This is a genomic window from Nocardia sp. NPDC059177 (assembly GCF_042755165.1).
In the GTDB taxonomy this organism is placed as follows: Bacteria; Actinomycetota; Actinomycetes; order Mycobacteriales; family Mycobacteriaceae; genus Nocardia.
Genome location: NZ_JBHZBX010000006.1, coordinates 93,155 through 111,438, shown reverse-complemented (window position 1 = coordinate 111,438; position 18,284 = coordinate 93,155). Strand labels below are relative to the sequence as shown.

At 70.5% G+C, this 18,284-nt stretch carries 16 protein-coding genes; 6 read left to right on the top strand and 10 right to left on the bottom strand.

Annotated elements, in window-relative coordinates:
• Window positions 1–19 precede the first annotated feature (19 nt).
• Window positions 20–2,224 (bottom strand): RNA polymerase recycling motor ATPase HelR, encoded by a 2,205-nt coding sequence (helR, locus tag ACFXK0_RS09870; protein WP_379409822.1) that lies wholly within the window; start codon window positions 2,222–2,224, stop codon window positions 20–22.
• Window positions 2,225–2,248: 24 nt separating this feature from the next.
• Window positions 2,249–3,454, bottom strand: a complete 1,206-nt coding sequence (locus ACFXK0_RS09865) for a glycosyltransferase (protein WP_379409623.1) — start codon at window positions 3,452–3,454, stop codon at window positions 2,249–2,251.
• Between the two features lie 257 nt (window positions 3,455–3,711).
• Here ACFXK0_RS09865 and ACFXK0_RS09860 point away from each other — a divergent pair, with 257 nt between their 5' ends.
• Window positions 3,712–5,259, top strand: a complete 1,548-nt coding sequence (locus ACFXK0_RS09860) for an acyl-CoA carboxylase subunit beta (RefSeq protein ID WP_379409622.1) — start codon at window positions 3,712–3,714, stop codon at window positions 5,257–5,259.
• A 9-nt stretch (window positions 5,260–5,268) separates the two neighbouring features.
• Here the strand turns inward: ACFXK0_RS09860 and hutU are convergent, their stop codons facing one another.
• The gene (gene hutU, locus ACFXK0_RS09855; protein ID WP_379409621.1) at window positions 5,269–6,945 is read right to left on the bottom strand and encodes a urocanate hydratase; all 1,677 of its coding nucleotides are present in this window, start codon (window positions 6,943–6,945) and stop codon (window positions 5,269–5,271) included.
• Between the two features lie 366 nt (window positions 6,946–7,311).
• Between hutU and ACFXK0_RS09850 the strand changes: the two genes are divergently transcribed.
• Both ACFXK0_RS09850 and ACFXK0_RS09845 read left to right on the top strand, forming a co-directional pair.
• Window positions 7,312–7,602 carry a hypothetical protein gene (locus tag ACFXK0_RS09850; protein ID WP_379409620.1) on the top strand — a complete coding sequence of 97 codons (291 nt, stop codon included), beginning with the start codon at window positions 7,312–7,314 and terminating at the stop codon, window positions 7,600–7,602.
• Window positions 7,603–7,612: 10 nt separating this feature from the next.
• The gene (locus ACFXK0_RS09845) at window positions 7,613–8,218 is read left to right on the top strand and encodes a hypothetical protein (RefSeq protein WP_379409618.1); all 606 of its coding nucleotides are present in this window, start codon (window positions 7,613–7,615) and stop codon (window positions 8,216–8,218) included.
• A gap of 14 nt (window positions 8,219–8,232) precedes the next feature.
• Here ACFXK0_RS09845 and ACFXK0_RS09840 read toward each other — a convergent pair whose 3' ends face one another.
• On the bottom strand, window positions 8,233–8,859 hold the full coding sequence (locus tag ACFXK0_RS09840; protein WP_379409617.1) for a TetR/AcrR family transcriptional regulator: 627 nt from the start codon (window positions 8,857–8,859) through the stop codon (window positions 8,233–8,235).
• A 131-nt stretch (window positions 8,860–8,990) separates the two neighbouring features.
• On the opposite strand from ACFXK0_RS09840, the gene ACFXK0_RS09835 reads away from it, so the two are divergent.
• Window positions 8,991–10,913, top strand: coding sequence for an acyl-CoA dehydrogenase family protein (locus ACFXK0_RS09835; RefSeq protein WP_379409616.1), 1,923 nt, complete (start codon window positions 8,991–8,993; stop codon window positions 10,911–10,913).
• Here ACFXK0_RS09835 and ACFXK0_RS09830 read toward each other — a convergent pair.
• The 6 genes from ACFXK0_RS09830 to mftR form a co-directional block, all read right to left on the bottom strand.
• The gene (locus ACFXK0_RS09830) at window positions 10,895–13,246 is read right to left on the bottom strand and encodes a SpoIIE family protein phosphatase (RefSeq protein ID WP_379409614.1); all 2,352 of its coding nucleotides are present in this window, start codon (window positions 13,244–13,246) and stop codon (window positions 10,895–10,897) included. The genes ACFXK0_RS09835 and ACFXK0_RS09830 overlap by 19 nt on opposite strands.
• Before the next feature lie 10 nt (window positions 13,247–13,256).
• On the bottom strand, window positions 13,257–13,880 hold the full coding sequence (locus tag ACFXK0_RS09825; protein ID WP_379409612.1) for a SpoIIE family protein phosphatase: 624 nt from the start codon (window positions 13,878–13,880) through the stop codon (window positions 13,257–13,259).
• Window positions 13,873–14,286: an ATP-binding protein gene (locus ACFXK0_RS09820; protein ID WP_379409821.1), complete on the bottom strand. Its 414-nt coding sequence runs from the start codon at window positions 14,284–14,286 to the stop codon at window positions 13,873–13,875. The genes ACFXK0_RS09825 and ACFXK0_RS09820 overlap by 8 nt, the downstream gene beginning before the upstream one ends.
• On the bottom strand, window positions 14,276–14,659 hold the full coding sequence (locus ACFXK0_RS09815) for an STAS domain-containing protein (protein WP_378554457.1): 384 nt from the start codon (window positions 14,657–14,659) through the stop codon (window positions 14,276–14,278). Before ACFXK0_RS09815 ends, ACFXK0_RS09820 begins: the two co-directional genes overlap by 11 nt.
• A gap of 10 nt (window positions 14,660–14,669) precedes the next feature.
• Complete coding sequence (locus ACFXK0_RS09810; protein ID WP_379409611.1) at window positions 14,670–15,575, bottom strand: STAS domain-containing protein; 906 nt, start codon at window positions 15,573–15,575, stop codon at window positions 14,670–14,672.
• 63 nt (window positions 15,576–15,638) lie between these two features.
• A complete protein-coding gene (mftR, locus tag ACFXK0_RS09805; RefSeq protein ID WP_379409610.1) occupies window positions 15,639–16,292 on the bottom strand; it encodes a mycofactocin system transcriptional regulator in 654 nt (217 codons plus the stop codon).
• A gap of 74 nt (window positions 16,293–16,366) precedes the next feature.
• Here mftR and mftE point away from each other — a divergent pair, with 74 nt between their 5' ends.
• Entirely contained in the window at window positions 16,367–17,071 is a 705-nt protein-coding gene (gene mftE / locus ACFXK0_RS09800) for a mycofactocin biosynthesis peptidyl-dipeptidase MftE (RefSeq protein WP_379409608.1), read from the top strand.
• The gene (mftD, locus tag ACFXK0_RS09795; protein ID WP_379409607.1) at window positions 17,068–18,255 is read left to right on the top strand and encodes a pre-mycofactocin synthase MftD; all 1,188 of its coding nucleotides are present in this window, start codon (window positions 17,068–17,070) and stop codon (window positions 18,253–18,255) included. The genes mftE and mftD overlap by 4 nt, the downstream gene beginning before the upstream one ends.
• Window positions 18,256–18,284 lie beyond the last annotated feature (29 nt).

Sequence of the window (18,284 nt, the reverse complement as noted above, 5' to 3'; positions counted from 1 at the left end):
ATACGGCCCAGCCGCACCGTTACGGGCGGAGTCCGGTGGCCGGGCCGATCTCGGTGAGGCCGTGCAGGACCGGCGGCAGCGGGCCCTCGTGCAGGACGCCGAGGCGCTGGGTGGCACGGGTCAGCGCGACGTAGAGTTCGGCCGCGCCGCGTGGGCCGTCGGTGATGATCCGCTCCGGGTCGACGAGCAGGACCGCGTCGTATTCGAGGCCCTTCGTGGCCGAGGCGGGAATCGTTCCCGGGACACCCGGCGGTCCGATCACCACGCTGGTGCCTTCCCGATCAGCCTCCGTGCGCACGAATTCCTCGATGGCCGAGGGTAATTCGTCGGCAGTGACCTTGCGCGACCACGGTGCGACACCGCAGGCGCGCACCGATTCCGGTGGCCGGATCTCGGGCGCGAAGTCGCCCAGTACCGCCGCCGCGACCGCCATGATCTCGGCCGGGGTGCGGTAGTTCACCGACAGCGGCCGGTACACCCAGCGGTCCGGGACGTACGGGTCGAGCATGGTCTTCCACGAGGTGGCGCCCGCGGCGGAGCGACGCTGGGCCAGATCGCCCACGATGGTGAACGACTTGCCGGGGCAGCGGCGCATGAGCACCCGCCAGTCCATCGCCGAGAGCTCTTGCGCCTCGTCGACCACGATGTGACGGTAGGTCCAGTCCCGGTCCGCGGCGGCGCGTTCGGCGAGTTCCCTGGTGTCGCGTTCGAGGAAACGTTCGGCCAGGTCCTCGCCGAAGAGCATGTCCTGGGCGAAGAGGTGGTCCTCGTCGTCCATCATGTCCGCGCGGTCGACCATGTTCTCCAGCACCGCCGTGGCGTAGGCGGCCTGTTCCTTCGCCTCCTTCTCGGCGGTCCGGTCGATCGGCTGGTCCGGGCCGAGCAGGTCGACGAGTTCGTCGAGCAACGGCACGTCCGAGACCGTCCACGCCGTGCCGTCCGCGCGTGCCAGCGCGGCGTCCGCGCCGGCCGCGCGCAACCGTTGCGGCGAGGAATACAGCTGGGACAGCAGGGTTTCCGGCGTCAGGATCGGCCACAGTTCGTCGACGGCGGCGGTGAACGTGGGGGTGCCGGCCAGTTCGGCGCGCAGATCGGCGCGGATCTGTTCCCAGGTCTGCTTGTCGGACCGGCTCAGCCAGCCCGCACCGATCCGCCCGATCGCCCGCTCGGTGAGCGCCCAGGTGAGTACCTCGAGGAAGGTGGCGCGGGCCTCGTTGTGCGGCCGTCCGCCGGCGCGCGCCTCGTCCCTGGCCCACTCCGTGATCGCCGCATCGATCCGGACGGTCACGTCGGCCAGCTCGATCAGGATCGGCTCCGCGGGCAGCCGCTGCCGGTCCGCGATCGCCGCCGCGAGCACCGCCAGGATCGCCGTCGACCCCTTGTGCCGGGCGGCCTCGGGGGAGTCCTCGGCGGTGACGCGCAGTCCGGGCAGCAGCCCGCCGGTGGTCGTGAACACCACGTTCGTCTCGCCCAGCGACGGCAGTACCTGCGAGATGTGTTGCAGGAACGCCGGATTGGGCCCGACGACCAGCACGCCCTGACGTTCCATCCGTTCGCGCTGGGTGTAGAGCAGATACGCCACCCGGTGCAGCGCCACCACCGTCTTGCCGGTGCCGGGACCACCCTCGATCACCAGGACGCCGGGGTGCTCGAGCCGGATGATCTCGTCCTGCTCGGCCTGGATCGTGGCGACGATGTCCCGCATCCCCGGCCCGCGCGGCGCGTCGACGGCCGCCAGCAGGGCCGCGTCGCCCCGGTCCTCGGTGTCGGGCCTGCCCAGTACTTCGTCGGTGAAGCCGACGAGGTGCCTGCCCCTGGAGTGGAACTGGCGGCGTCTGCGCATGTGCTCCGGGTTCGCCGCGGTGGCGACATAGAACGGTCGCGCGGCCGGCGCCCGCCAGTCGAGCAGCAGTGGCTCGAAATCGTTCGCCTCGTCGAACAGGCCGATCCGGCCGATGTAGGAGTGCTCGCCGGAGACGGCGTCGAGCCGGCCGAAGCACAGCCCGTTGTCGGCGATATCAAGCCGCTTCGCCTCCTTGGCCAGTGCGCGAACCTCGAACTCGCGCTCCATCGGCGAACCGCTCTTGTCCCGCAAGGCGGTGCGGTAACGGCCCCGCACCCGGGCGCGTTCGGTGTCGAGGCGCGCGTAGAGCCCGTCGACATACTGCCGCTCGGATCGGAGTTCCTGGTCGTACTCGTGCGTTGACATGTGCTCCTGACGTATCGAAGGGATCGGGGACGGGCCGGTTCAACCGGCCAGCAGGCGGTCCGCGGCCACCGCGACACCGTCGGTGCGGACCTGCGCGGCCACCTCGCGTGCCCGGTCCGCCGTCGCGGGGGACAGGGCGACGGCGAGCGCGGCGGTCAGCGACTCCGTCGTCGGTGTCGCGCCGTCGTGCGCCGCACCGATCCCGAGCGCGGCCACCCGGCCCGCCCAGTACGGCTGATCGGCCAGCTGCGGCACCACCACCTGCGGCGCGCCCGCCATGGTCGCCGTCGTCGTGGTGCCCTGGCCGCCGTGGTGGACCACGGCCGCGACTCGGGTGAACAGTTCCTGCTGGTTGACCTCGCCGACGACGAAGCAGTCGTCGCGATCGTCGGCCGCGCCCAGCTCCGCCCAGCCGCGCGCCAGCACCACCCGCCTGCCGTGCGCCCGCACGGCCGCGAGCGCCACCTGCGCGACATCGGTCGAGCCGTGCAGTGCCATGCTGCCGAACCCCACATAGACCGGCGGCGCGCCCGCTGCGAGGAACGCTGTCAGCTCCGGCGGCAGCGGCCGGGTGTCGGGCCGGATCCACGACCCGGTCTGCACCACATCGAGCTCGGGCAGCCCCGTCCACGGATCCAGCACCGGATCGGTGGCCAGCCACGGCTGCTTGCCGACGACATAGTCGCGCACACCGTCGACCGGCGCCAGCCCCGCCGCGGCCCGGTTGGTGTTCAGCGCCGCACCGAACAGCTCGTCGATACTGCGGGCATCGAGCTCCCACAACTGCGCGATATCGGTGATCTCCGGCGGGAACGGCTTACCCCGGTACGCCAGCGGTCCGCGCTGCCGCGACGGCAGGGTGAGCTGCTGGAAGGTCACCGACACCGACCGCACCCCGTACTTCTCGGCCACCGACAGCGCACCCGCCGCCGCGGGCATCGCCCCGGTCGCCACCAGCAGATCGGCACCCTGGGTGACCTCGCTCATCGCCGCGAACTGCGCGGCGATGATCTGCCCGGCCCGCTCCGGCAGCGACACCGTGGCCGGCGCAGCCCTGGTGAGCTCGCGCGCCGACGGTCCCACCGGCACCATCGCCACCCCGGCATCGGCCAGCAGCGCCGCGAAATCCTCGTCCGGCGGCGCGCACACCACCACCTCGGCGCCCCGCTCGCGCAGCGGCAGCGCGAGCCCGACCAGGGGTTCCACATCGCCCCGCGACCCGAAAGTCGACAACACCACTCGCATGCTCAGCTCCTCCACCTCAGCCCGGTTCCGGCCTGAGCGCACGATTGTGCAGCATCACCGGGGCCTTGCCGCAAGCCCCGGTATGCGCTATATATTGAAATGGGAAGAAGGGTGCACTCCTCTTCCACCTTCGCCGTATCCGGCATTCTCCGGGAAATCCCGCCGTCGACGTCGTCGCGTCGCCTGCCACCGCCGTGCCCCACCGGGCTAGGGTCGCTGGCACATGCACGCCGCGTACGAGTCGGAAGGATGCACCCGTGGACACCACGACAGCCGCGAAACTCGAACTGCTGCACCAGAACCTGAGCGCCGCCCGGGAGCCGTCGGGAGCGGCCGGGGTGGCCAAACGAGCGGCCAAGGGCATTCCCGGGCCACGCGAGCGCATCGACATGCTGCTCGATCCCGGAAGTTTTCTCGAAATCGGCGCCCTGGTCCGGCAACCCGCCATGCCGAACGCGCTCTACGGTGACGGAGTCGTCACCGGGCGGGGGACCGTCGAGGGCAGGCCGGTGGTCGTGATCGCCCACGACCAAACCGTTTTCGGCGGGTCGGTCGGAGAGATGTTCGGGCGCAAGGTCTCCGCCGCGATGGACGCCGCCGCCGACATCGGCTGCCCGTTCGTCGCGATCAACGATTCCGGTGGCGCGCGCGTGCAGGACGCGGTGACCTCGCTGGCCTGGTACGCGGCGATGAGCCGCAAGCAGCTGCGGCTGTCGGGGGTGGTCCCGCAGGTGTCGCTGATGCTGGGCAAATGCGCGGCCGGTGCGGTGTACTCACCGATCAACACCGATGTGCTGATCGCGACCGAATCGGCGTACATGTTCGTCACCGGGCCTGAGATCATCCGCGAGACCACCGGCGAGGACGTCACCCTCGAGGAACTCGGCGGCGCCTTCAACCAGGCCGAACGCGGCAACATCCACCATGTCGCGCGCGACGAGGCGGCCGCGTTCGCCTGGGCCAGAAGCTATCTGGGCTACATGCCGTCGAGCTGCTTCGAACAGCCGCCGATCGTCAATCCGGGCCTGGAACCCGAACTCACCGGCTCCGATCGCGAACTCGACGCCCTCGTCCCCGACTCCGACCGGGCCGGTTACGACATGTACGAGGTGCTGCTGCGCATCTTCGACGACGGCGAGTTCCACGAGATGGGCGAGAACGCCGCCCGCAATCTGATCACCGGCTTCGCCCGCGTCGACGGCCGCGCCGTCGGCGTGGTCGCCAATCAGCCGCTGGTCGCCAGCGGCGCCATCGACGCGCGCGCCTCCGACAAGGCCGCCCATTTCATCCGGTTGTGCGACGCGTTCGGTCTGCCGCTGGTCTTCGTCGTCGACACTCCCGGCGTGCTGCCCGGAGTGGAAGAGGAGAAGATCGGCGTCATCAAACGCGGCGGCCGGTTCTTCTATGCCGTGGTCGAGGCGACGGTGCCGATCGTCACCGTGGTGACCCGCAAGGCCTACGGCGGCGGCTACGCGGTGATGGGCTGCAAACAGCTCGGCGGTGACGTCAACCTCGCCTGGCCCACCGCGCGCATCGCGGTGATGGGCGCCGAAGCGGCCGTCGGCCTCACCCAGCGCCGCCTCCTCGACGCCACCCCCGAAGCCGACCGGCCCGCGCTGCGCGCGCAGCTGGTCGACTTCTACAACGCCACCATCGCCACCCCCTGGATCGCCGCCGAACGCGGCTACATCGACGCCGTCATCGAACCCTCGGCCACCCGCCGCGAGATCCGCAAAGCCCTGCACCTGCTCCGGGACAAGAACGTTCACCACGGACCACGCAAGCACCGCCTCATGCCGTTGTAGAGCGCCGGGTCATTTCTCCCACAGAGGGATTCGCACACCGTGTGTGCGGGCGACCTCGGCGGCGTGCGGGTAGCCGGCGTCGACGTGGCGGATCACGCCCATGCCGGGGTCGTTGGTGAGGACGCGTTCGAGTTTGCGGGCGGCGAGTTCGGTGCCGTCGGCGATACAGACCTGACCGGCGTGGATCGAGCGGCCCATGCCGACACCGCCGCCGTGATGGATCGACACCCACGAGGCGCCGGAGGCGGTGTTGAGCAGGGCATTGAGCAGGGGCCAGTCGGCGACGGCGTCGGAACCGTCGGCCATGGCCTCGGTTTCGCGGTAGGGCGAGGCGACCGAGCCGGCGTCGAGGTGGTCGCGGCCGATGGCCAGCGGCGCGGACAGTTCGCCCGTGGCGACCATCTCGTTGAACTTCAGCCCTGCCCGGTGCCGGTCGCCGTAGCCGAGCCAGCAGATGCGCGCGGGCAGGCCCTCGAAACGGACCTTCTCCCCGGCCAGGGTGATCCAGCGCCGCAGATGCTCGTTGTCGCCGAACAGTTCCAGGATCGCCCGGTCGGTGGCGGCGATATCGACCGGGTCGCCCGAGAGCGCGGCCCAGCGGAACGGGCCCATACCCTCCTCGAACAGTGGGCGGATGTAGGCGGGTACGAAACCGGGGAACGCGAAGGCGCGGTCGTAGCCGCCCTTGCGCGCCTCGTCGCGAATCGAGTTGCCGTAGTCGAACACCTCGGCGCCCCGGTCCAGGAACCCGACCATCGCCGCCACGTGCACGGCCATCGACGCCTGCGCCTCGGTGGTGAACCACGCCGGATCCTTCTCGGCCAGGGTGTGCCAGTCCTCGAGCGCCACCCCGAGCGGCAGATAGGACAGCGGATCGTGGGCCGAGGTCTGGTCGGTGACGATATCGATCGGCGCGTCCATGGCCAGCAGGCGCGGGAACACCTCGGCCGCGTTGCCGACCACCCCGATCGACAGCGCCCGCCGCTGCTCGCGTGCCGCGATCGCGAGATCCAGTGCCTGCTCCAGGGATTCGGCCCTGGTGTCGAGGTAGCCGTGCGCGATCCGCCGGTCGATGCGCGCCGGATCGCAGTCGACACACAGCGCGACACCCTCGTTCATGGTGATGGCCAGTGGCTGCGCGCCACCCATGCCGCCGACCCCGGCGGTGAGGGTGATGGTGCCTGCCAGGGTGCCGCCGAAACGCTTGCGCGCCACCGCGCCGAAGGTCTCGTAGGTGCCCTGCAGGATGCCCTGGCTGCCGATGTAGATCCACGAGCCTGCCGTCATCTGGCCGTACATCATCAGCCCCAGCTGCTCGAGCTTGCGGAACTCCGCCCAGTTGGCCCAGTCGCCGACCAGATTCGAGTTGGCCAGCAGCACCCGCGGCGCCCACTCGTTGGTGCGGAACACCCCGACCGGCTTGCCCGACTGCACCAGCAGCGTCTCATCCGATTCGAGGGTCTCGAGCGTGCGCACGATCGCGTCGTAGGCGGCCCAGCTGCGCGCCGCGCGCCCGGTCCCGCCGTAGACGACCAGGTCGTCGGGCCGTTCGGCGACCTCGGGGTCGAGGTTGTTCATCAGCATCCGCAGCGCGCCCTCCTGCTGCCAGCCCCGCGTGCGCAGCTGCGACCCGCGCGGGGCGGAGACCGGCCGGGGGCCGGGCTGGGAGGCGGTGGCGTCGGTCATGGGAGCGCTCCTCGCAAGGCAGTGGTGTGCCGGGTCACGATCACCCGGGATGGTGGGTTGGTCATGTATATACGAGCTGATCTGATCAGGTGGATTATCGACTTGCCGCGATCGTGCGGGTATCTTGTGCGACGCGCTCGCGCCGGTGCTCGGAATTGTTATCCGATCTGAATATGATTCAGCTCGGGCAAACCTTCCGCAAATGCGAAATGGAGTACTGACCTGGAGCTTTATTCGGTGTTACGCAGAACCGCCGTTTCGGGTTATCACTCTTTCGTGACGAACTCCGCTGTGCGCCCGATTCCGGATGTACGTTTAGTCCCCATCAGTTCGCTGGATCCCATACGGGTAACGGAGAGGGCGGAAATGGCTACAGTGACTCGGCACTACGCCGCGGCGAAATCGACGATGACGCCCTCCACGCTGGTGACTCTCGGCTTGATTCTGCTGATCCCCGTCCTCGCGACCGCGGGCCCGATCGCCGCCTCGGCGCTGATCGCCCGCTACGGCGGCCTCGGCTGGTCGGGGTGGTCGGTGTACGCGGTGATCGCCGTGGTGGTGTGTGGTTCGGTGGCGGCCTCGATGTGGGCGTTCCGGCTGGCGTGGCGGCGTGGTTCGACCGCGGCATCGCACTCGTCCGATTCGCTAGCACGCTAGGAGTACCCCCATGCAGACCCACCGCTACGCGGCTCTGCCCGCCGCACCCCTGATCGACCCCGTTTCCCCCGATACCGACGAATGCCGTCGCCTGCGCATCGTCGCCCGGATCGACGACACGCACCGGTGGGACCTGACCGCCGCCCGGCTGCTCGACAGCGGCCACCGCCGGTGGCGGGGCAGGCCCGACATCGCCGACCACCCGGCGCTACAGCGCTGGGCGCGCCTGCAGGAAACTCAGGAGCTGCTCGAACCTCCGTGCCTGCGTGCGGTTTTCGCCGCGATCGCGAGCGGCCGGGAACTCACCACCGGTGACCCGTGCGCCGACTTCGCCGGTGCGATCATGCTGCTGTCGAGCTGCCCCGCCGAGGCGATCCTGCAGACCGACCCGCTCGGCGAACCGCACACCGTGCGCTTCTCGGTCTACGCCTACCGCGACGACGACCTCCCCCTCGCGGAGGCGCTGATCACCACCACGATCCAGACCTGCGGCGCCGTGCTGGCCCGCCGTTGCGCCGTGCTACATCCGGCCACTGCGGTCCGGCCGCCGGCTCCCACCGTGGACCGTCCGGTCCCGGACGTGCTGGTCCTGCGCACCGGCACCGCCGCCCGCTGAGGGGCGCGCGGGCGTCAGGTGTCGCGCAGCGCGCGGTAGACCGCCGCGCCAACGAAGGCGCCGAGCGTATCGGGGGTCCAGGTGCCCGCGCCGGAGAGCAGGCTGCGCACGGCACTCTCGCCGGCCGAGATCCAGAGTTCCACCAGGACAGGGAGTTTGGTCTCCGCGTCGACGGTGCCCCAGGCCCGCAGGGTGGGGCGGAGCAACTCGGTGCAGCGCGACAGCACCAGGGCACGGCCGTGGCCGAACGAGGTGGCGACATCGGGATCGGGATTGCCGTAGGCCAGGCGCCAGGAGTCCGGGTTGGCGGCGACCACGCGCAGCAGCGCCTGGAAGCCGTCGACGAAGACCGCTTCGCCCGCGTCGACCGCGCGGGCTGGGGTGGCTTCCAGGACGCCGTCGATGATGCGGCGTTCCTCGCGGGCGACGAGTTCGCGCAGCAGCTCGACCCGGTCGCCGAAACAGGCGTAGACGACCGGGCGGGTCACCGCCATCCGATCGGCCACCGCGGCCATGGTCACCGCGCCGATGCCCTGGTCGACGGCGATCGCGAGGGCGGCGTCGAGCACCTGCGGCCGTCGGCGTTCCGGACCGAGATGGGCGGCGCGGCGGCGCGGCTGCACGGTCGGGTCGGTGGTCACCGTGTCGACTCTAGCAGTGCCGCGCCGCGCCGCCGCCGAGTTTCCTACGCAGCTGTAGGATAATGATACGCTGACGTAGGAAGTGGTCCGGTGCCTGGTCGGCGCCGGATTCCCGCGATCAGGAGTCCACGATGACCGAAGCGTTGTTCAACCCGAAGACCGCCGACTTCGCCGAGTTCGACCCGGCGACCCGCAGGCTGCTGCGCGCCACCGTCGACTGGTTCGAGGCCAGGGGCAAGGCGGCGCTCAAGCGCGACGACCGCGACCGGATCTGGTACTCGGAGTTCCTCGACTTCGTCAAGCGCGAACGAGTGTTCGCCACCTTCCTCACCCCGGCCGCCGAAGCCGCGGGCGACCCGGACAAACGCTGGGACACCGCCCGGATCGCCATGATGAGCAAGATCCTCGGCTTCTACGGCATGTCCTACTGGTACGTCTGGCAGGTCACCATCCTCGGCCTCGGCCCGATCTGGCAGAGCGACAACGCTGCGGCCCGCCGCCGAGCCGCCGCAGGCCTGGACTCGGGGGAGATCTTCGCCTTCGGGCTCTCGGAGAAGGAACACGGCGCCGACGTGTACTCCACCGACATGGTGCTCGACCCCGACCCGGCCGGTGGCTACCGTGCGCACGGTGCCAAGCACTACATCGGCAACGGCAATCTGGCCAGGATGGTCTCGGTGTTCGGCCGCCGCGCCGACAAGCCGATCATCGACAGCGCGCAGGCACTGCGGACGGCGCCGGGCGAGGACGATTACGAGGGGTATCTGTTCTTCGTCGCCGACTCCCAGCACGAGAACTACCGGCTGCGCCGCAATGTGGTCGACAGCCAGATGTATGTCGCCGCTTTCGATCTCGACGACTACCCGGTCGCCGAGGAAGACATCCTGCACCGGGGTGCCGCGGCGTTCCACGCGGCGATGAACACGGTCAACGTCGGCAAGTTCAACCTCGGTTTCGGCGCGATCGGCGCCTGCGAACACGCCTTCCACGAGGCCATCGATCACGCCGAGCACCGCATCCTGTTCGGGCACCGGGTGACCGAGTTCCCGCAGGTACGCACGCTGGTCACCGAGTCCTACGCCCGCCTGGCCGGCATGCGGCTCTACAGCGAACGCGCCATCGACTACCTGCGCTCGGCCTCGCCGGAGGATCGGCGCTACCTGCTGTTCAACGCCATCGAGAAGATGACGGTGACCCGCCAGGGCCAGCGCGTCATCGAGGACCTCGCCGATGTGATCGCCGCCCGTGGCTTCGAGAACGACATGTACTTCCCGATGGCCATGCTCGGGCTGTTCGGCCTGCCGCGCCTCGAGGGTACGGTGCACGTGAACATGGCGCTGTCACTGAAGTTCATGGCCAACTACATGTTCCATCCGGCCGATGCCGGGCTGGCCGCACTGGCGCTGGTCCCCGGTGCGGGCACCGCGCCGAGCGGGACCGTCCGCGCCGTCGCCGGCGCGCTGAGCTGGTCGAGCAGGCGGCTCACCCCGACGATGGGCAAACTGGTGCCGAAACTGCGGGCCGAGTTCGGTGGCGCGACCTACCGGCCGATCGGCACCCGCCGCGACGCCGCCGACGACGAATTCCTGTTCCGGCAGGGGCCGAGCAGCGGACTGGGCCGGATCCGGTTCGCCGACTGGCGCCCGGTGTTCGACGGCTTCGCGCATGTGCCCAATGTCGCGGTGTTCCTCGACCAGGTGCTCGCGCTACAGGCGCTGCTCGCCGCGGCCACCCCGACCGCCGAACAGCAGCGCGACGTCGACTTCCTCTTCGCGCTGGGCGAATTGTTCACTGCCGTGCCCTACGCCCAGCTGATTCTGGAGCAGGCGGAAGTCGACGGCACCGACCCGGCGATCATCGACCAGCTCTTCGACGGCTTCGTGCGCGAGTTCTCCCGCAACGCGCTCACCCTGCACAGCAAGCCGAATGCCACCCGCGCACAACAGGTTCGCGCGATCGACCTGGTCCGCCGGCCGGTCGCGGACGCGGCCAGGGTGGAGCGGGTGCTGGCGAAGGCGCGCGCCGAGGCGGGTGCCTATCGGATGAATCCGTGAGGCCGCTGCGCCGGTGACCCCTCGAGCTGGTCGCGGCGGACGGTGCCGCGCAGCGGGTTGGCGGTGGGGAAGGTGATCGACGGCAGCGTCACCCACATCCGGACCCGGGTGCCGTCCTCGTCCTGGATGAATTCCAGGTCCTCGGTGAGCACCCGCATCATCTCGACACCGCGGCCACGGACGCCGGGATCGGTGGGCGTCGGGATCCAGCGCCCGGAATCGGTGACCTCGAGGACCACGCGGTCGCCCTCGCAGGTCGCGGTCAGGGTGACCCGGCCGGGTTCGCTGTCGCGATAGGCGTGCTCGACGCTGTTGCTGCACGCCTCGTTGGCGGCGGCGACCAGATCGGCGGCGAGGTCGTGCGGGACCGCGGCGGTGGCGAACCAGCGGTAGAGGCTGCGCCGCAGCCCGGTGAGTTCGGCCGCGGCGGCGGGGATGTCGACCTGCAGGGGCTCGGGCGGCTGCCGGTAGACGACCATCGCGACGTCGTCGTCGTAGCCGGCCGCCGGCGCCAGCCGCGACAGCACGGCGTCGGCGACATCGCGGGGGAGCGCGGCACCGGTCTCGCTGAGCACGTCGGCGATCTTGACGAAGCCCTCGTCGATGTCGTAGCCGCGCTGCTCGACCAGGCCGTCGGTGAACAGCACCAGCGTCGCCCCCGGCGGCAGCGCGGTGGTGGCCTCGGGCCTGCGCGGGGTGTCGAAAGTGGCCAGCGGCACCGCGCGACCGCCCTCGAGTATTCGGCCCGGACCGCCGGGCGGAGCCAGCACCGGCGGCATGTGCCCGGCATTGGAGTAGCGGACCATCCCGCGCCCGGGATCGAGTACCGCCGCGCACACCGTGGTGCACATGGCGCCCGGAATCCGCGCGGCCACCGCGTCGAGTTCGGCCAGCAGCTGCGCGGGACCGGCCCCGCGCAACAGCAATGCCCGTGCGGCGGTACGCAATTGGCCCATCACCACGGCCGCGGACAGGCCACGGCCGACACAGTCGCCGACCACCACGCCGATGGTGCCGTCGCGCAGCGGCACCACGTCGTACCAGTCGCCGCCGATCTCGAGCGGCGGCAGCGCGGGTTCGTAGTGCACCGAGAACCGGGGCGGCAGTTCGATCGGGCCGAGCATGGCGCGCTGCAACGTCAGCGAGGTCGCGCGCGCCTGGTCGAAGTTGCGGGCGCGCTGCAAGGCCACGCTGAGATGGCCGACGAGCAGCGAGTACAGCGCCCAATCGGCGGCACTGACCGCCCGTGGCGCGCCGAACCGCACCCAGAGCGCGGCGTCGCCGGTCTCCCCGAGCGGGGCGAGGACCGCCTGCACGCCCTCGTCCTCGCTGGTGATGGCCGACAGCCCGCGCGCGGACTGCCTGCGGGCCCGGTCGAGCAGCGCGCGGATCTCGTCGTCGAGCGGGACCTCACCGCGCGCGCCCTCGCGCACCGGCGCGGCGGTGAACGCGTCCGGCGACCCGGTGAGTTCGGGTTCGGCGGTCGGCGGCGCACCACAGGAATACACGTCGGGACGCCCGGTCCGGCTCGGCCACACCGCGACCAGCGCGGTCTGCGCGCCCATCGTGCGGCGCAGTTCGTCGAGGCCGACGGCGAGCACCTCCACCATGCTGGTCGCCGCGCCGACCGCGGTGGCCAGGCGCGAGGCCGCCTGATCGCGCGCCTGCGCGTCGTGTTCGGCGGTGACATCGCGCACCGTGCCGACGAAGATACGCTCGTCGTTCTCCTGCTTGACCAGCGAGCTCGCGCTCACCGCCAGCCAGCGCTCGCGTCCGTCCCGGTGCCGCACCGGCATCACGAAACGGGAAGCCTCCGTACCGATCTGGGGATAGCCGGCCCGATCCGGCAGCACCCACGGATGCGGCAGCCGGAACGGCACCTCCCCGGCGCCGTACCCGGTGAGCACCCCGAAGGCCGAGTTCACCTCGACGATGGTGCCGTCGGCGTCGGCGACGAAGAACCCGTCCTGCAGCGATTCCACCAGCGCGGTCCGGAAGGCGTCGCGCCCGGCCAGATCCTCGGCGCGCGAGCGCTGCTGCTCGTAGCGGCGGGTGCCGTCGAGATAGCCGCGGGTGGCGATGTCGAGCGCGGCCATCGTCTGCAACAGGAACTCCAGGGCCACCTCGGCCCGGCGGGAGTCGGCCGGAGCGCCGGCGAATTCGGTGACGGCCCGGAAGTGGTGCTCGGTGAGGTCGAGCAAACTGATGCCCTCGACCAGCGCGCGCCGGCCCAGGTCGTAGCCCTCGGACAGCCCCTCCTGGCCGGGCGCGTCGACATGACGGCGTAGTGCTGCCGAATAGTCGTCGAGAAATGCGGCCAGGCCTGCGCTCATCGGCAACCTCTCATGGACAGGCGCCGCGGAAGCGGGCCGCGAGCACCAGTGCGTCGTCGGTGTCCTTGGCGTCGCGGGCGAGCAGATCGTTCGCGATGGCCGCGGCCGGACGGGCCAGATCCATCGATTCCGCGCCGACCGGGACGATCCCGTCGGTGGCCATCAGCAACAGGTCGCCGGGGCGGATCGGCAGGGTTTGCGGCTGCAGATGCGAGGGCAGCCGGTAGCCGACGATGCCGCCGGTGAGCAGCATGGTCGCGCGCAGCTCCGGACCCGCCGGGCCCAGCGTGAGCAGGCGCGATTCGACATTGCCCACACCGAGCCACTGCAGCGAATCACCCGGCCCGATCAGCGCCAGCGAGACCGCGGCGCCGCGGGTCTCGACCATCGCGCGATGGCACAGCACCATCAGCACGTCCAGCGGTTCGCCGCGATTGTCGGACAGGATGACCGTGGCGCGCTCGGCCGCCTCGGCGGCGGCGGCGCCGTGCCCCAGCCCGTCGAGGACGCCGAACAGCACGCCGCCGTCACCGGTGTCCAGCACGACCCCACGATCACCGGAGACGTCCTGCCCGGGCAGTGCCCGACCGGCCGTCGACCATTCCGTGCGGCCGATGATCCCGTCCTCATGCACCGTCGGGTACCCACTTCCACATCTCGATCAACGTCCCGCGCCCCGGGGCGGAATCGATGGTGAGGCGGTCCATCAGGCGGCGCGCACCGGGCAGGCCGAGACCGAGTCCACGTCCGGTGGAGTAACCGTCCTCCAGGGCGCGGGGAATGTCCCTGATGCCGGGACCCTGGTCCTCGGCCTGGACGATGAGCGCGCGGCGGCCGTCGCGCTGGTCGACGAGCAGGCGGATCTCGCCGCTGCCCGCGTAGCTGGTGATGTTGCGCGCGATCTCGGAGATCGCGGTGGAGATCATCGTGCGGTCGGTGAGGGTGAAGCCGAGTCGTGCCGCCAGTTCGTGTCCGGCCTGACGTGCGGTCACGATGTCCTCCGACACCTTGACCGCGATCGCAACCTGCTCAGCGGCCACTGTCACGACCGTCTCGTCGGCTGCGCGGATGCCGGTTCAGCCAGGCAAGGCCTTCCTCCAGATCCAGCGCGGTATGCATGTCCTCGAAGGTGAGCCCCAGCTGCACCATGGCGAACGCGACCTCGGGCTGGAGCCCGACGATGACCGTCTCCGCGCCGCGTAGCTGGGTCATGTGCGCGATGGTGCGCAGCGAGCGCGCGGCGAAGGAGTCCATGACGTCGATCGCGGTCACGTCGACGATGATGCCGGTCGCGCGGTAGCGGCTGACCTGTTTCATCAGGTCGTCCTGCAACCGCTCGGTATCGGCGTCGGTCAGGGCCGACTGCACCGAGGCGATCAGGTATGTGCCCTGTTTGAGGATGGGAACCGGCATGGCGGAGGTATCAGCGCCCGTCGCGTTCGCCGAGGCGCTCGGTCACCCGGGAGACCTCGTAGCCGAGCAGCCGCTCGGCCTCCTCGATGCCACCCTGCAGGTCGCCGACCGCGTTCATCTTCGACAGGTCCAGGCCGATGGTGACCAGCGTCAGCGCGATCTCCGAGGACAGGCCGGTGATGATGACATTGGCGCCCATCAGGCCCGACGCGTCGACGGTCTGCACCAGGTGGTTGGCCACCACCGAGTCGATCGCGGGCACACCGGTGATGTCGATGACGACCACCTTGGCGCGATTGGCGCGGATGGCGCGCAGCAGCTGCTCGGTGAGCTGGCGGGCGCGCTGGGAGTCGAGCACACCGATGATCGGCAGGATGAGCAGCTGCTCGCGCACCTGCAGCACCGGGGTGGACAGCTCGCGGATGGCCTCCTGCTGCCGGCTGATGACGCGCTCGCGCTCCTGCACGAACGACACACCCACGGTGTTGGCGATCCGGTTGGCGGCGGGCTCGTAGGCGTCGAGCACCTGGTTGAGCATCTCGAAGTTGGACTGGTATTTCGAGAACAGCGAGCGGGCCAGCACGTCGCGCAGCAACAGCACGATGCCGAGCACCTCGTCGGTCTCGACGCCGCGGGGAATGATGCGTTCGGACAGGTCGCGGGCGTAGGCCTGCAGGGCCTCGACGCTACCGGTCTCGAGCACCTCGACGTAGTTGTCGAAGATCGAGGTGGCCTCGGAGAAGATCTCCTCCGGGGTCATCGCGGTGAGCAGCTGGGCCTCGGTGATGCGCCGGGCCCATTCCTCGCGCAGCGCCGTGCGGTTCTGCCGGAGGTGCTCGACCAGCTGGGGGAGCAGGCTGTCAACAGTGCGCGCAGGTACTGATTCCGCCGAAAGACTCGTGGACACCTCGGACATGAAAACTCCTGCCCCTTTCGACGACATTCTCCGTACGCACGGCGCGCATGGACCCGAGCCTACTCATACCCCGTTCCCGGTGCGGTCCAAACCTGCGGGTTGTCCGGCCCCGGCCGGCACATCGGGAGCAAACCCGCGTTCGAGGGCGCGCAGGGCGCGGTCCAGGTAGACGGTGAGGTCGGCGTCACCGCGATCGATCCAGGCGTCGTAGGCGGCGCGGGCCGCGGCCAGGGTGGTGCGCCCGACGGCGAGCGGGACCAGCTCGTCGGGGCCGGTGCCGAGACGTCGGGCGGCGAATTCGCCGACCGCGCGTTCCCACGCGTCGTAGTGCGCGCCCGCGCCGGCCGAGAGCGCGGGCACCGCCGAGAGCAGGCGCATCCTGGTGCGCAGCTCGGGGATGTCCTCGGCGCGATAGCGGTTGGCCGCCACCACGATCCGGCGTACCGCCGCCATCATCGGCTCGTCGTCGGGCACCGCGGCGAACGCGGCGCGCAGGTCCTGGACCTCGTTGTCGAACTGGTCCCAGAGCACCTCGGCCTTGCTCGGGAAGTAGCGGAAGAAGGTGCGTTCGCTGACGCCGGCCTCGGCGGCGATGCGTTCGACGGTGATCTCGTCGAACCCGTGCTCGGCGAACAATCTCATCGCGATCACTTCGAGTTCGCGGCGCGTGGTGCGCGGGGGGCGGCCGCGATGGGTGCGCGGCGTCGGGGCGGACATGGATACAGAGTAGGGACTGCGGCCGGACTTCCCGGGGTCTTGATTATGTCAGTGACTGACGTTAATCTTCGAGCATGTTCGTGGCCCACCTCACATGGCCCGAGGCGGGTGAATGCGCCGCCACGGGAGTGATCCTGCTCATCCCGCTCGGCGCGACCGAGCAGCACGGTCCGCACCTGCCGCTGTCCACCGACAGCGACATCGCCGCCGCGCTGTGCGCCCGCGCCGCCGCCGAGCGCGCCGACCTGCTCGTCGCCCCCGCGGTGCCCTACGGCGCCAGCGGTGAGCACGCGGGATTTCCCGGCACCCTCTCGATCGGGCAGGCCGCGCTGGAACTGCTCGTCGTCGAACTGTGCCGCTCGGCGACCGACACCTTCTCCCGCATCGCGCTGGTCAACGGCCACGGCGGCAATATCGAAGCGCTGCGCCGCGCGGTCGCCTTGCTGCGCACCGAATCCCGCGACGTGCGGCTGTTCTCGCCCGGCTACGGCGGCGACCCGCACGCCGGCCGCGCCGAGACCTCGATCCAGCTCGCCCTGCGCCCCGACACCGTGCGCGCCGAGCTCGCCGAACCCGGCGACACCCGCCCGCTGCCCGAACTGCTGCCGCTGCTGCGCGCCGGCGGCGTCCGCGCCGTGAGTCCCAACGGGATACTCGGCGACCCCACCGGGGCCGACGCCGCCGAAGGCGACGCCCTGCTGACCCTGGCTACCACCGCACTACTGGACGACCTGGGCCGATGGTGGCCACAGGTGCACGAGGAAGGACTCCGTCGATGAATCCCTGGTTCGAGACCGTCGCCGAGGCGCAGCGTCGCGCCCGCAAGCGCCTGCCGAAATCGGTGTACGGCGCGCTGATCGCGGGCTCGGAGCGCGGCCAGACCATCGAGGACAACCAGACCGCGTTCACCGAACTCGGCTTCGCCCCGCACTGCGCCGGCCCGATCGGCGAGCGTGATCAGTCCACCACCGTGCTCGGTCAGCAGGTGTCGATGCCGGTGCTGATCTCGCCGACCGGTGTGCAAGCCGTGCACCCCGACGGCGAGGTCGCCGTGGCCAGGGCCGCCGCCGCGCGCGGTATCGCCATGGGGCTCAGCTCGTTCGCGAGCAAGCCGGTCGAGGAGGTCATCGCGGCCAACCCGTCCACGTTCTTCCAGCTGTACTGGTGCGGCGACAAGGACCAGATCCAGGAGCGGATGGACCGGGCGAAGAAGGCCGGCGCGATCGGGCTCGTCCTCACCCTGGACTGGTCGTTCTCGCACGGCCGCGACTGGGGCAGCCCGGTCATCCCGGAGTCGCTGAACCTGCGCACCATGATGAAGTTCGCGCCGCAGACCCTGGCGCGGCCACGCTGGCTGGCGACCTACCTGCGCTCGGGCAGCATCCCCGACCTCACCGCCCCCAATATGGCGGTCGGCGGCGGCGCGGCACCCGGCTTCTTCGGCGCCTACGGCGAATGGATGCAGACCCCCGCCCCCGACTGGGACGACGTGGCCTGGATCTGCGCGCAGTGGGACGGCCCGGTGCTGCTCAAGGGCGTGATGCGGGTCGACGACGCGCTGCGCGCCGTCGACGCGGGCGTGGCCGGCATCTCGGTGTCCAACCACGGCGGCAACAACCTCGACGGCACCCCGGCCGCCATCCGCGCGCTGCCGGTGCTCGCCGACGCGGTGGGCGAGCAGATCGAGGTGCTGCTCGACGGCGGCATCCGGCGCGGCAGCGATGTCGTCAAGGCCGTCGCGCTGGGCGCCCGCGCGGTGCTCATCGGCCGCGCCTACCTCTGGGGCCTGGCCGCCAACGGGCAGGCCGGTGTGGAGAACGTGCTCGACATCCTGCGCGGTGGCATCGATTCCGCACTGCTCGGCCTGCGTAAGACCTCGATCGCCGACCTCGACCGCGGTGACATCATCGTGCCGGACGGATTCGAACGCGCGCTCGGTGTGCCCGCGGACTTCCGGCGATAGCGCACCGGACAGGATCTCGCGCGTCAGCA